11 protein-coding genes are annotated in these 13,597 nt (G+C 62.6%); 4 read left to right on the plus strand and 7 right to left on the minus strand.

Annotated elements, in window-relative coordinates:
• Positions 1–11 precede the first annotated feature (11 nt).
• Entirely contained in the window at positions 12–983 is a 972-nt protein-coding gene (locus ACTIFK_RS07885; protein ID WP_439542509.1) for a PQQ-dependent catabolism-associated beta-propeller protein, read from the plus strand.
• Positions 984–1,011: 28 nt separating this feature from the next.
• Positions 1,012–2,130 (plus strand): WD40 repeat domain-containing protein, encoded by a 1,119-nt coding sequence (locus tag ACTIFK_RS07890; RefSeq protein ID WP_439542510.1) that lies wholly within the window; start codon positions 1,012–1,014, stop codon positions 2,128–2,130.
• Here the strand turns inward: ACTIFK_RS07890 and ACTIFK_RS07895 are convergent.
• From ACTIFK_RS07895 to ACTIFK_RS07925, 7 genes are all read right to left on the minus strand, one after another.
• Complete coding sequence (locus tag ACTIFK_RS07895; RefSeq protein WP_439542511.1) at positions 2,127–3,605, minus strand: ATP-binding protein; 1,479 nt, start codon at positions 3,603–3,605, stop codon at positions 2,127–2,129. The genes ACTIFK_RS07890 and ACTIFK_RS07895 overlap by 4 nt on opposite strands.
• Before the next feature lie 41 nt (positions 3,606–3,646).
• On the minus strand, positions 3,647–4,159 hold the full coding sequence (locus ACTIFK_RS07900) for a DUF3617 domain-containing protein (RefSeq protein WP_439542512.1): 513 nt from the start codon (positions 4,157–4,159) through the stop codon (positions 3,647–3,649).
• A 260-nt stretch (positions 4,160–4,419) separates the two neighbouring features.
• On the minus strand, positions 4,420–5,652 hold the full coding sequence (gene hemA / locus ACTIFK_RS07905) for a 5-aminolevulinate synthase (protein WP_439542513.1): 1,233 nt from the start codon (positions 5,650–5,652) through the stop codon (positions 4,420–4,422).
• A 40-nt stretch (positions 5,653–5,692) separates the two neighbouring features.
• The gene (locus ACTIFK_RS07910) at positions 5,693–6,673 is read right to left on the minus strand and encodes a tetratricopeptide repeat protein (RefSeq protein ID WP_439542514.1); all 981 of its coding nucleotides are present in this window, start codon (positions 6,671–6,673) and stop codon (positions 5,693–5,695) included.
• Positions 6,670–7,074, minus strand: coding sequence for a hypothetical protein (locus tag ACTIFK_RS07915; protein WP_439542515.1), 405 nt, complete (start codon positions 7,072–7,074; stop codon positions 6,670–6,672). Before ACTIFK_RS07915 ends, ACTIFK_RS07910 begins: the two co-directional genes overlap by 4 nt.
• 24 nt (positions 7,075–7,098) lie before the next feature.
• Positions 7,099–8,706, minus strand: coding sequence for a hypothetical protein (locus ACTIFK_RS07920; RefSeq protein ID WP_439542516.1), 1,608 nt, complete (start codon positions 8,704–8,706; stop codon positions 7,099–7,101).
• 179 nt (positions 8,707–8,885) lie between these two features.
• Positions 8,886–10,790, minus strand: coding sequence for a multiheme c-type cytochrome (locus ACTIFK_RS07925; RefSeq protein ID WP_439542517.1), 1,905 nt, complete (start codon positions 10,788–10,790; stop codon positions 8,886–8,888).
• 592 nt (positions 10,791–11,382) lie between these two features.
• Here ACTIFK_RS07925 and ACTIFK_RS07930 point away from each other — a divergent pair.
• Both ACTIFK_RS07930 and ACTIFK_RS07935 read left to right on the plus strand, forming a co-directional pair.
• Positions 11,383–12,483, plus strand: coding sequence for a 2Fe-2S iron-sulfur cluster-binding protein (locus tag ACTIFK_RS07930; protein ID WP_439542518.1), 1,101 nt, complete (start codon positions 11,383–11,385; stop codon positions 12,481–12,483).
• Positions 12,484–12,582: 99 nt separating this feature from the next.
• Entirely contained in the window at positions 12,583–13,557 is a 975-nt protein-coding gene (locus ACTIFK_RS07935) for a multiheme c-type cytochrome (RefSeq protein WP_439542519.1), read from the plus strand.
• Positions 13,558–13,597 lie beyond the last annotated feature (40 nt).

Consider the following 13,597-nt stretch of genomic DNA (forward strand, 5'->3'; position numbering starts at 1 on the left):
GGGGACGTTCCATGAAGCGCATCTACGCGGCCGCTGTTATCGCTGCGATCGGAAATTTCGGATTGCCACCTGCGCTGGCCGCGACACTGTTTGTCTCGAACGAAAAAGACAACACCATCACGGTCCTCGATAGCGAGACGCTCAAGATCGTGAAGACGATTCCGACCGGAGCGCGCCCGCGCGGCATGGTGCTGACGCCGGACTTCAAGGAGCTTCTGATCTGCGTTGGTGACGACAATCGCCTGGATGTCGTGGATACTGAGACGCTGGAAGTCGTGCGCACGCTCGAGTCCGGACCGGATCCGGAGCTGCTCGATATCGATCCCAAGGGCGAGCGCGTCTACATCGCCAATGAGGACGAGGGCTATGTGACCGTTCTTGAGCGGATCAGCGGAAAGGTGCTGGCGGAAATTCCCGTCGGCGTCGAGCCCGAGGGCATGGCGGTTTCCCCCGATAACAAATTCACGGTCGCCACGTCAGAGCAGACGAGCATGGCGCATTTCATCGACAACGAGACCTTCAAGGTCACGGCGAACGTGCTCGTCGATACGCGGCCGCGCGTCGCCGAATTTACGCGCGACGGAAAACTCGTTTGGGTTTCGGCCGAGATTGGTGGAACGGTCTCCGTGATCGATCCGGAGACAAGAAAGGTCGTCAAGAAATTCGGGTTCGAGATCCCGGGCGTGCGCCGAGAACTCATCCAGCCGATGGGCATTCGCTTCACGAAGGACGGCAAGACGGCATTCGTCGCCCTCAGCACGGCCAACCGCGTGGCGGTCGTCGACGTCGCGACCTACACGACGACGGACTACATCCTCGTTGGCCAGCGGCCCTGGCACATGGCGTTGAGCCCAGACGGAGCAAAGCTCTATGTGGCGAACGGATTGACCAACGACATGACGGTCGTCGATGTCGCCACCCGCAAAGCCGAAAAGTCGGTCCCTGTCGGGCGCCTGCCGTGGGGCGTTCTCGTCAAGCCGTAAGGATCGTCCAAGTCGACGGAGATCGGGAATGACACGACACGTGGTTCGCTTGGCGCGGATTTGGCCGGGAGTTCTCCTAACCGTCGGCTTCCTGGCCTTTCAGGCTTGCGACGGCCTCGCCGATCCGTCGACCGCGTCGATAACCCTTCGAGGGCACGCGGCCGATCTCACCGTTGCCCATTTCAGCCCCGACGGAGCCCGGATCGTGACCGCCGCGAACGATCGGACCGTGCGCGTGTGGGACGCCAAGAGCGGACACGAGCTTTTGTCGCTGACAGGTTTCGCGGAAGGCGTGCGCTGCGTAGCGTTCAGCCCCGACGGCAAATTACTGGCGACCGCGAGCCGTGACGGAACTGCCAAGCTCTGGGATGCCCACACCGGCAAGCCACTTGCCGATCTCGCCGGCCACACCGCCATGATCGAGGAGATCTCCTTCAATCCGGCCGGCGATCGCATCGTGACGGCCTCGCACGACAAGACGGCGATTGTCTGGGATACCAAGGGCGGCAAGGTCGTGTCGCTGGCCGCGCATGAAGAGTGGGTGACCAGCGCCAGCTTCAGCCCGGATGGCAAGTCGATCCTGACGTCGTCGAGCGATACAAAGGCGCGCATGTTCCATGCCGAAAGCGGGGACGTCCTGCTGACGCTCGATGGCCATGACAGCATGATCGCGATGGCGCGCTTCAGTCCGGACGGGAGCCGCATTGTCACGGCATCGAGCGACAAGTCGGCCAAGGTCTGGGACTCGAAGACCGGCGCGCTGATCGCAACGCTTGCGGGGCATACGCGAGGCGTCCGCTGCGCGGACTTCAGTCCGGACGGGAAGCGCGTGGTGACGGGGGCCGCGGACAAAATCGCGCGTGTGTTCGACGCCGCTACTGGGCAGACGTTGGCGGAGATGTCGGGCGCGCATCGCCGTTTGATCAGCAGCGTCCAATTCGACCACGATGGCGTGAAGGTCGTGACGGCCGCGCACGACAATCTCGCGGCCTTGTGGGATGCGCGGACGGGGAAGCTGATATCCAAGCTCGAGGGACATGAAAAATCGGTCGAAATGGCCGAGTTCAGTCCCGACGGACGGTTCATCCTGACCGCATCGCTCGACGGCACGGCGAAGATTTGGCCGGCCGGTGCATCCGCACCCTAAGTCGGCGGGGTATCAGGAGACGTTCTCGCCTCGGCGTCCGCAAGGGGGATCGTCACGGTGAGACGTGTCCCGCGTTTCGCCGAAGCGCCAATCCGGACGGCGCCGTCGAGCGCGCCCACCCGCTCCCTCATGCTGCTCAGGCCGTAACCGAACGAAACGTCTGCAGGCATCCCCGCGCCGTCGTCGAGGACGACAAGGGTGACGAGCTGCGTGTCCGCACGAGAGAGAAGCGAGAGTTCGATTGTAATACGGCCGGGGCGCCCGTGACGGATGGCATTCGTGACGGCTTCCTGGACGCACCGATAGACCGTCAAATCGATAAGTTCACCGAACGATGCCGGCAGAGCAGGGCTATCGAGATCGAACGCAATCGTCCTGTGCCGGCGCTTGAACGTGCCGATGAGTTCGGCGATCAGCTCCTTGATGGTGTGGCGGCCGAGCGCGATGGGGCGCAACCGGTTGAGGAGGGCGCGGTTCATGCTCTTGAGATGGGTGGAAACCTGAACGATTTCGTCAACGCAGGCGAGGATCGGAGCGGCTTTTTCCTCGGGAAGCTGCTTCGCGTGGTGGGCGACGGCCGTGGTTCCGGCCATGATGCCGAACAGGCATGGGCCAAATTCGTCGTGGAGGTCGCGCGATATTTCCCGGCGTTCTTCCTCCTGCACGGCGATGAGCTGGCGGTAGAGACGGCCGTTTTCAGCGTGGGTCGTGTCCAGGGCTGCAGCAAGCGTATTGAACGCCGACGAGATGGCCTCCAGTTCCCGGACATGCGGCATGTCGAGGCGGAAGGTATAATCGCCGTCCTCGAGCTCTTTCATGCCGTTTCCGAGGATCGCGAGGGGATTGAGAACCAGGCCCAGAATGAAATAGAGGCCGATCATCATCAGCGAGATGGCGCCCAGCCAGAGAAGCGCCATGAGTTCCATGAGATCCCATGTTTCCGCGATCTCATCGTCGGGGACGCCGCGGATCGTGACCGTGCCGATCTTCTCCCCCCTCGGAGAGATCTCAAGGGTGCGGGATTCGACGTCTGGCTGCACGAGCGCTACGAACCATGCAGGCGCTCGATCTTCCGGAGTGCGCGCGCTTCTCCGTGGAAATTCCCCGACATCGTTGCCGTGGTCGTCCTCGACGCTGACAGATACGTGCCGGACATTTGCCATGCCGGCATCCAGGAGCACCGCAAATTCGCGGAGTTGGCTAGGCTTCTCCAATGCGCGCGCCTTTGCCGCGATGTGGTTGGCCCAGAGTTCGATGTTGGAACGCGTTTCGATATCGGCGCGCTGTCGCGCGTCGAGTACGGCAAAAAGTCCGCCCAGTAGGCTCGTGACAAGCGCGACGACGGAGATGGCAAGGAGGATCTGCCACCTGAACGGAAACTTGTTCCACTTTCGGGCGAGCCAGGCGATAGAAGTTGGTGGATCGCTTGCGCCTGACGAAGCGCTGGGAACCTGTTGAAGGACCAAGCTACGCAATCCCTAATGTCTATTCACCGGAGCAGTTGGCGCAGCGCGCGTCATTGCACCATCAAGCGGGTCCCGTCGGGCGCTTTCGCTTCGCCACCGGAAAGATCGCCGCAGTCTTCAGAGACATACTTGCCCGATTGGGAAATGTTGCGCGTGACGCTGACGGACTTGGAGTCCTGCGCGCCGGACGTCGTGCTTGCGATCTTGACCAGGAACGCGGATTTGAAATCCCCGCTCAACTCCGTCTTGCTCACAACTTGCCGGCCTGAGAACTGACATGACATGTCGACGACCGTAGTCACACCCTCACGTTTGATGTCGTATTTCGAGCACTGCTTGCCGTGTTCGTCGGCGCTGGCGGCGACGGTCGTCCGCTCCATATCGGCGTCGATGCACATCGTGAGGTCCTGCGTCACCGGACCTTGCCCTTCGTCCATGGTCGTCGCCATGTGCCAAAGGCCGGCCTTGCGCTCCGGCATGCGTGCGTCGTCCGCCAGGGCGGGAGAAAATGCCGAAGCGGCCATCGCGGCAGCGAACACCGAAAGCCCATACAGTCTCTGCACGGCCGAACTCCATTGTTGCCAGGCAATCTCCCACGGAAGCTACATTTTCACGTCTGAGAATGGAAGAACGTTATAGTGTTGCGAAGGTAAATTCGATGGCGGGCAATCGGGGCAACACGAGATGTCTGCCCGGAGCGAACGTATCGGCTTTGAATGGTCTCTCAGACGCCTTCGGCGATCGCTGCCGTTCGGCGCTTATGGGGCGCTCCCGTGTAGCGCCGGCCGCGTCATTGCGGCAAGTCACGCGCGCTCGCGCGGACCTACTCGGCGACGAGCCTGACGTAAGAGCCGTTCGGGACGGGACAAGCCGCCCACAGCGCGCCGAGCGCGTCGATCAAGTCCGTCATCTGGTCGTCCGAATGCACCGGCGAGGGCGTGAGGCGCATCCGCTCGGTCCCTTTCGGCACCGTCGGATAGTTGATGGGCTGCACGTAGATCCCGTATCGGTCGAGCAGGGTATCCGTCACGGCCTTGCAGTGAACCGGACAGCCAACCATCACCGGAACGATATGGCTGGGATTGTCCATGACCGGAACGCGCTTCGCCTTGAGCGCCGTCTTGAGCGTCCGTACCCGCTCCTGGTGGCGCGCCCGCTCGACTGTGCTCGACTTCAAATGGCGGACGGACGCCAAGGCGCCGGCCACGATCGCGGGCGAGAGCGAAGTCGTGAAGATGAACCCCGAGGCAAACGAGCGGATCGCATCGCAAAGCGTGCGGGACCCGGCAATATAGCCGCCCATGACGCCGAAGCCCTTGGCGAGCGTGCCGTTGATGATGTCGACCCGATGCATGACGCCGTCTCGCTCGGCAATGCCCCCGCCGCGCGCACCGTACAGGCCGACGGCGTGCACCTCGTCGAGGTAGGTCAGCGCGCCGTACTTGTCCGCGAGGTCGCAGATCGTCGCGATCGGCGCGATGTGACCGTCCATGGAGTAGACGCTCTCGAAGGCGATGATCTTGGGTGTGCCCTTCGGATATCTCTTGAGTTTCGCCTCGAGGTCGGCGGCGTCGTTGTGCCGGAAGATCTGCTTGTCGCATGGCCCATGACGAATGCCCTCTATCATCGACGCGTGGTTTTTCTCGTCCGAAAAGATGACCGTGCCGGGAACGAGCTTGGCGAGCGTCGACAGCGTGGCGTCGTTGGCCGTGTAAGCCGAGGTGAACAGGAGCGCGGCGTCCTTGCCGTGCAGGTCCGCAAGCTCGCTTTCGAGTTCGACGTGATAGTGGGTCGTTCCGGAGATGTTGCGCGTGCCGCCGGAGCCCGCGCCCGCGGCGTCGATTGCCTCGTGCATGGCGGCGATGACCTTCGGGTGCTGCCCCATGCCGAGGTAATCGTTGGAGCACCACACTGTCACCTCGCGCGACGCTCTCGCCCCGTAATGATCTGCCGCTGGAAAGGCCCCGCAGCGGCGCTTCAGATCTGCGAAAACGCGGTATCGTCCTTCTCGATGGAGGGCCTCAAGCCGCTGCTGGAGCACGTGGTCAAAAGTCATGTGGAACTCCTACGCGCCGTTGCGGAAGAATTGAGGGCAGCTATTCGGATTTCAGGCCGAGCTCGATGGCCATGGCGGCAATCTGGCTCGACGCCGCCGAGTCGTCCTTGAACACCTCGAGCGCCTTGCGGAACGCAGTCGCAGCGATTTCTTTCTCGCCCAGCACGACGCGAGAGCGCATGAGGCGGGTCCAGCCCTCGACGTCACGCGGAGACCGCTCCAGGCGATCCGCCAGTCCGTCGACCATCGATCGGATCGCAGCGTCGGTCTCGTGCGGAGGCGCCGCTTCGGACTTGGTTTCGGGATTGGCGATTGCGTTGCCGTGCGGGGCATCACCCGCCGCGCCGACGGCGACGGACCCGGTTTGCAAAGGCGTGGCCGCCTGCGAAGGGTCGCCTCCGGAAGCCTTCGCCTTGGCCTCTTCGTAGAGGCGCGCGATCTCGGGCGAATTCGGATCGAGCGCGACCGCCTTCGCATAGGCGCGCGTTGCGTCGTCATAGCGCCCGGTGTTGACGTAGGACCAGCCGAGCATCCGCCAGCCTTGGATGTCGTCCGGAGCCGACGCGAGCCGGGAGGCCAGCCGCTCGATCATCGTGTTGACATCGGGCAGCAGTTTGCCGTCCGCGGTCTCCGACGCAGGCTCCGGCTCCTCGCCGTCGATGGAACGCGCGTAGCTCGCGAGCTGCGCAAGGTCGCCATCCGGCTCATCGGCGGGCGACAGCGGATCCGCGGCCGCGCCCTCGGATGCGGTCACCTCGGGAGGCTGCCCCAGATAGGATCGCGCCACCCCAATGCCGGCAACAACGAGAAAGGCCGCGGCGGCAACCTTCAACGTCCCGGCGGTGCCGTCGTTGCGTTTCAGGCGCCCAAGCAGCGTTCCAACCTTCGCGAAACTGACCTTGTAGGTGTCACCGCCGCTCCGCTTCCTCCACGACACCCACGGTCGCGTCTGATGGATGAGCACCGCAAGCGGCACGATTGATGAGGCGATCAGAAGCCAACCGAAAAGCTTTAGCGTCATCTGCGAACTCCCCTCAAACGACGGGGCGATGCACGGCCTCGATGATAGCCCGCCTTAGTGACGCAAACCCTTCGCCCACTGGCGCATCGGTCGCCGTATCGCAGGTCCCGACCGCGGCTGTAAGCAGGGTAATAGACATAGCCGCCGATGTGCCTCGGGTAGTAGCCGCGGCTATAATAGTAGGGATAGTCGTAGTAGACATAGCTCGGACCGATCGGCAGCGGGATCCGCGGGCCACGTCCCCGCCGCGTGCTTTCGAGCTGATAGGTCCTGGCGCCGTCCTGCGCCTTCAGAACGGACTTTCCCGCCGAAGTGGCGGAGGCCACGGCAGCAATGCCGAAGAACCCGGCCACCAGCACGCAGGCCATCAGGATTGGTGCGAACAGATTCTGGGTGCTCATGAGATACCTCGTGTGGCTCATCGCTCAGAACTTCCTGCGGACTTCGGCGCGCAAGCCGAAGTTGTCTTCGTCGCCGCCGTCGAGAATTTGATAGGTCGCATCGGCGCGGAACAGCCAAGCCCGATCGATCGGCACCTGATAGCGAACGCCGAAGCCATACTGCGCGTCCTTGGCGCCGATGCCGTCATCCTCGAACGGCTGCACCATCGCCACCTCGAACACGAGCTGCTGGTCGAGGTTGAAGAGATACTGCAACCCGACCGCGCCGCCGAAAGCGTTGGAGCCGCTGTCGTCGAGTTTCGGATAACCGGTGAGCGCGTCGGTCTCGAAGTTGATGCCGACGTTCTTCAGGATGCCGGCGCCGTTGCCATCGACCAGGGGTTGCGGATTGCCGACGCCGACGAAGAAGTTGGCGTAGGGGAGCAGCGTGCTCGGCAATCCCGTCACCAGGCTGTTTTCGGAGATGATGGCGAGGCCGTCGCTGTTTCCCTCCGGATCCGAGCCGAAGTTCGCGAACACGCGCGTCGAGTTCGAAACAGTGTTGAAGTAGCGGTGGGTGTAAGCGGCGGTCAGGAAGTGCGTCAGCAGGCCGTCCTGTTCGTCGCGGCCATCAATCACGCCGTAACCCGTTTCGATATACCCGTCGAAGGCATCGATGAAGGCGGTGACGCCATAGAGGTTGGCCAAGTGGTTGTCGCCCTTGTCCGCGCCGATGATGCCCGCGTTGTCGACGTTGTCGAAGGCGGCGAAGAACGTGATGTCGAAGTTGGCCAGGCCGAGCGCCGCTGAGTTCTTCGCGGGAAGGCTCACCGCGCCGCCGAGGATCGCGTCGTTCGCCCAGATGCCGTTCTGCAGGAACAACGGATAGAGACCGACGGTGAACGGCAGGTCGAAACTGGCATCCTGGCCGGAGAAGCCGGAATAGAGAGAACCGGCGTCACCCTCGAAGAAGAGGATCTGCGGGTTGAGGTCGAGCTCGTCGTTGAACTGTCCATTCCCATCGCCGCTGCCGAATTCGAAGCGGGTGAATTCCTTGTTGGCCTTCTGAAGCGGCGTGAAGAACGCATGAATGCGTTCCGTGCCGGTGATCTTGAGATCGACGTCGAGGTTCAGCCGGGTCGCGATCTGCGAGACATTCTTGCCGTTGTTGTTATTGGAGGCGACGGCCGTTCGCCAGTCGCCATAGACGGCGAGGCCCGGCAGCAGCGGGTTCTTCTCGCCGAGGAAGGTGCTGCTCTCATCGTACGCGCCGGAGGTGTACTGCTGGCGGCCGATCTCGACCGGCGGGCGTGGCGGCTCTACAGCGGTCTTCGCGCCATAGATGTCGACCTGTCCGTCGGCATTGTAGTTTCCGTCGTACAGCGGATCGGATCGGAAAAGATCGTCATTGGCGGCCACCTTGCTGGGTTTGGGTGCCGCCGCAGCTTTGGTTCCGGTCGTCTTCTTCTCGGGCTTCTTTTCCGGTTTCTTTTCGGGATTCGGTTCCGGCGCCGCGTCGGCCTTGGGCACCGCGGGTTTGTCGTCGAGGGACGCGACCCGGGACGCGCCGGGCCAAATTTGAACCGACCAGCCGTCGTCGACAGCGTCGCTGTTACTATCGCTTGCCGCGGGTTTTGCAGCCGTGCCGGACATCGCAAGGTAGCCACTTGCGACCAGCGCAAGTGTGGCTGTGCTTGTCCTGGCACGATACGCATGACACATCATACAGGTGACCCCCAGGTCGTCGTGTTGGGCATTGGTGGTGGGGACGATGGGCGCCCGCGTATTTTTCCCCTCGCAGGCGCCCCGCGCGATTCACTTGAGCGTTCCGGCTACTGCTTCACGTCGACATCCACCGCGAAGGCGTGGAAGTTCATGATCCGCTCGTTCATGCTCTGCTCCATCTCCTTGGTCGAACCGACGAAACGCATGAAATAGATCGGCTCGGCGCGGCTCCGCATGCGAAAGGCGAGGCTGTACTTGCCGGGCTTGGTGATCAGATTGCCGGGCACGACGTACTTGGCTTGCTTCTCGCCCAGCGGTGCCAGCGACCGGTTTTCCATGCGCACCAGCGGCGGATGATTGAGAACTGTCGTCGGGATCTGCGGTGGACGCAGATGCGGCAGCGGATCGACGTCGAAATTCACCGGCAGGTACATCTCCCGCTCCGTGCCCTTGACGTTCGTGGTCAGGAACTTGGTCTGGAAGTGCACGAGCTGCTGGTCCGTCTTGATGCGGCCGGCCGCGACGTCGAGGCTATGCAGGTCGGCGATGTCGCCGTTGCTGTCGATGTAGCCCGACTCCCAGACGTTCTGGCCGTCGGGATCGACCAGGGCGACGTTCACCCAAAGCTGCGGCTGCGCGCCCAATGAGCCCGACGGCAGGTTGTGTCCCGTGTTCGTGTTCTTGATCTTGTAGGAGAACGTCAGATCAGATCCGACCGCAGGCGTGCCCTGGATGTGGGGACCGTCGATGTGGCTGCTGTTCTCCATGACCTGTTTGCGGAGTTCGTCCCGCTCGTCGAGTTTTTTGAGGTTCTCGTCGATGATCTGCCGGGCGTCCTCGCGGTCGAGCGCATCGGCCCACCGTTTCGGAAAATCGACTTTGAGTTTTTTGTCCGCGACCTTGTCTTCGAACGCGGTCGTGCCCCAGCCCGCGCGCCAGTCGAACTGCAACCAGTCCTGGATGCTGTAGGCCTGGGCCTTCGTGTTGTGCGGGAAGATGCCGGGGTGGGCGATCGAATATCCCGGGCCCATGAAACGATGATTGGCGTGCTTGCGTCCGGGATTGACATCCTTGCCCCCGACCACGGCTGACGGCGCGGTCGCATAGCCCTCGGGTTTTCCGGGCACCTTGCCCATATGGCAATCCTGGCAGGTCACGTTGGCCTTGCGCGCCGGGCTGTCGCGATACTGGTCCCAGACGATCTCCAGCTTGATGCCGAGGTTGACCGCAACCTGATGGCAACTGACGCAGAACTCGGACTTGGTGATCTGGTCGTTCGTGATCATGCCTTTGTGAATGTCGTTGCCGCGCCCGTCGGTGCTGGTTTTGACCGAGTAGGTGTCCTTGTTGGCGAGAACGTCCTTGATCACGCTCTTTTCGCCGCTGCCGTAGACCGGCTCGTAGATCTTGCCTGGCACGACCCGGCGCTCGCCGTTGACCTTGCCGTAGTGTTCGCTGACGCGATGGCAGGTGATGCAGGTTACGCCTTCGCGTGAGATCGGGCTGCGCGCCCAGAGCGGCGTTTCACGGCTTTCTCCGAGTTGGGTGCCGACCTGCTGGTGGCAACGCACGCAGAACGTGCCGACCGTGCCCTGGGTGAGGTCCTGGAACTTCTGCTCGAACTTGTGAAACATAGGCGAGATCGACGCATAGGCGTGCTGCGACGAGGACCACTCGTCATAGATCTGCTTGTGGCATTCGCCGCATTGCGCCGCGGTGGGATAGAGGGAGAGCGTTTCCTCGTCGACCGCCGGGATCGGGGCCTCTTTGCCCTTCGAGGCCTCTGCGGCCGCCCCCATGAGGAACATCTGTCCGCTACTGTCCGCGTGCACTCCCGCAGGCGCCTTGCTGGCGCCGTCCTGCGCAGAGGCATTGGGTTGCGCAGTCCCAGCCTTTTCGCCAGCCTTCTTTGCCTTGGCTCTCTTGGCCTCGTCCGCCTTGATCAAAGCGTCGAGTGCGGCATTTGCATCGGCTTTGTTCTCGGCCACCTGCAAGCCACGCGGATGGCGCACGGCATGGGCCCCCGCAGGATCGCCGCTTGCGGCTGAAGAGACCGGCGCAGCGCCTGCTGCGCAAGTCAGCAGTGCGCTCGCTAACGCACAGGAATACCTGAAAAGATAGGAAGTACGTGTCATCGCCTCACCATGTGACCAGGTTCGGGGCGATACCCCGAAATGTACGGATTGCGCGAGGAGGGCACTTGATTGCTGCCCAGGAGAGCTGAACGACAAATAGCGCTCAAAACGGGCCGTCACATGGCGGCAAAAAATCAATGACGATAAATGAGAACAAGTTCGTAGGTGTTACGAAAGTCCGCAGACGCCGGTTTGGTAATCAAATGAAAGAGCTTGCTATTTCGAATGGAACGCATTGAGCAGAACGCGTCAATGCGCTCATTTTATTGGAAAACGGCTGCTTCAATCGTGACATTTTTGGGTCCGACGGAATAAATCAGATTTTCGATTGTCGGGCGGCGCGCATTTAACAAGCATAAACGTCGCGGCTTTGGCCATGCCCTTGTCGGCGTGCTCCACATTTTTTGCCTGATTGTCTTCGTAAGAGCACTTGTGCGGTTAGCTCAACGAAAGTCGTTCGGAAAAAGCAATGGCAATCAGTTACAAAGTTACGATCAACGGCCAAGCGTTCCCGGCGCGCCGAGGCGAGCTGCTGCTGGACGCCGCGCTACGCAATGGCATCGATCTTCCCCATGACTGCCGCGCCGGGCACTGCGGCACCTGTTGCGTGCGGTTGGTCGCTGGTGACGTGCAGGGAGGAGAGGGTGCGGAGCCCGGTATCGTTCACGCCTGTCAGTGCCGGATCGCCGGCGACGCGGTGATCGAGAAGAAGCAATCGTCCGGTCTCCGCGCCGTTGATGGCGTGGTCAGCTCGTTGGTTCCCCTGTCGGCCGAGGTGACGGAGGTCGGCGTCAGCACGGACCGTGCGCTGCCCTATCATGCCGGACAATACGCGCAGGTGCGTTTCAAGGGATATCCCAGCCGGCCCTTCAGCATGACCCACGCGTTACGCGGCGATCCGGGCAGCGCCTCGGTTTGGTTTCATGTGCGGCGCATGCCGAATGGGCGTGTCACGTCCTCGCTCGGCAAACGCATTAGGCTGGGTCATCAGGTGACTCTAGCCGGGCCGTATGGCTCGGCGCATTTCCGGCCCGAACTGGACGGCCGCCTCGTTCTCGTCGCCACCAACACCGGCTTTGCGCCGATCTGGTCGATCGCGGTCGCCGCGCTGCGCGAGTATCCGGAGCGGAGGATCATGATCGTCGTCGGCGGCCGCTTCATCGAGGCACTCTATATGGGCGAGGCGCTGGCCCGGCTGGCCCGCTACCCCAATGTCCTCGTCGTGCCTGTCTGCAGCACGCCTCAGAACGTGACCACCGCGGTGATGCCGGGACGGCCGACCGACTATCTGCCGCTCTTGCTGCCGACCGATGTGCTGTATGCCTGCGGGGCGCCAGGCATGGTCGAGCAGGTCAAGGCGATCGCGGCGCGCTCCGGCGCGGTCTGTTATGCGGATCCGTTCCTGCCGACGACCGGCGATCCGGTCGAGGATGGCGTGCTGACGCGCGCTATGGGATGGCTCGTTGAGCCCTCCCGCCGTCAGTCGAGCCAGCCCTCGCTCAGTTCCTCCCACGAGCGCCGCGAGCCGACGATGCAAGCGTATCGAGCGGCTGATGCCAGGGAAGGATGAGACGTCATTCTCAATCCGGGATCACATAGCCTTCGGTCAAACGGGATCGGTCCAGAGCCCGCCCTCGGCACTTCCGCGCTTTATCTCATCGGAGTGTTCTTGATCTTCGGCTGTGCCACGGTCGGCGCGATCGCGTCCGAGTCCGAGTCCGCCAAGACCGTCGGCCCGAATGCCTGCGCCGAATGTCACAAGCAGGAGGTCGAGGCGTGGAAGGGCTCGCACCATTTCAAGACGTTCCGTGACATGCCGCGCGACACCAAGGCGAACGAAATTGCCGACAAAATGGGAGTACGGCGCATCAAGTACGACAGCTTGTGCGCGAGCTGCCATTTCACGCTGCAGCAGAAGAACAATCGGGAAGAGCCGATCGCGGGCATCTCCTGCGAATCCTGTCACAGCGCCGGGCAGGATTGGATCAAGGTCCACAGCGGCTTCAGCGGCAAGACCATCCTGTTCGAGAGCAAGGCCGAGGCGAAGGAGCGTTGGAAGCTCGCCGACTCCAAAGGGATGATCAGGCCGCGCTCGGTCTACCAGCTTGCCAAGAATTGCTACGGCTGCCACGTCGTGCCGCAAGAGGAGCTTGTGAACAAGGGCGGCCACAAGGCGGGCAGCGCCTTTGAGCTTGTGTCCTGGTCGCAAGGCGAGGTGCGGCACAACACCTGGCATTCGAAGGGCAGGGAAAACGTGGCGGCCAGCGCGGCGCGCGCGCGGATGCTTTATCTCGTCGGCCTCGGCGTGGAACTCGAGACCGCATTGCGCGGCATCGGCAAGGCGACGGCGAGAAAGGCCTATGCGTTCGAGATGGCCAAGCGCGCCGATAAAGCGCGCAAGCAGCTGGCCGAGGTGGCGAAGGCCGCACCGGGCGTTCCGGAAATCGCGGAAATCGTCAAATTTGGCCATGCCGCCGGCCTGAAGCTGAACAATGAGCGCCGTCTCACCGCTGCGGCCGACGGCGTCTCCCAACAGCTCATCCTCATCACCGAGAAATACGACGGCACCGCGCTGGCCGCGCTCGACAGCATGATTCCCGGACCGGACAAATACAAGGGCGTGGCGAGAAAGCCGCCCAATTGATGCGGGCAGCTTGCGACGACGAAACGAGCGTGACGATGCT

The sequence above is a fragment of the Hyphomicrobium sp. genome (assembly GCF_051860585.1).
In the GTDB taxonomy this organism is placed as follows: Bacteria; Pseudomonadota; Alphaproteobacteria; order Rhizobiales; family Hyphomicrobiaceae; genus Hyphomicrobium_C.

Excerpts from the sequence above, each read along its gene's own strand:
- ACTIFK_RS07885 (WP_439542509.1), top strand. The coding sequence starts at position 12 with ATGAAGCGCATCTACGCGGCCGCTGTTATCGCTGCGATCGGAAATTTC.
- ACTIFK_RS07890 (WP_439542510.1), top strand. The coding sequence starts at position 1,012 with ATGACACGACACGTGGTTCGCTTGGCGCGGATTTGGCCGGGAGTTCTC.
- hemA (WP_439542513.1), bottom strand. The coding sequence starts at position 5,652 with ATGACTTTTGACCACGTGCTCCAGCAGCGGCTTGAGGCCCTCCATCGA.
- ACTIFK_RS07910 (WP_439542514.1), bottom strand. The coding sequence starts at position 6,673 with ATGACGCTAAAGCTTTTCGGTTGGCTTCTGATCGCCTCATCAATCGTG.
- ACTIFK_RS07915 (WP_439542515.1), bottom strand. The coding sequence starts at position 7,074 with ATGAGCACCCAGAATCTGTTCGCACCAATCCTGATGGCCTGCGTGCTG.
- ACTIFK_RS07920 (WP_439542516.1), bottom strand. The coding sequence starts at position 8,706 with ATGTCCGGCACGGCTGCAAAACCCGCGGCAAGCGATAGTAACAGCGAC.
- ACTIFK_RS07930 (WP_439542518.1), top strand. The coding sequence starts at position 11,383 with ATGGCAATCAGTTACAAAGTTACGATCAACGGCCAAGCGTTCCCGGCG.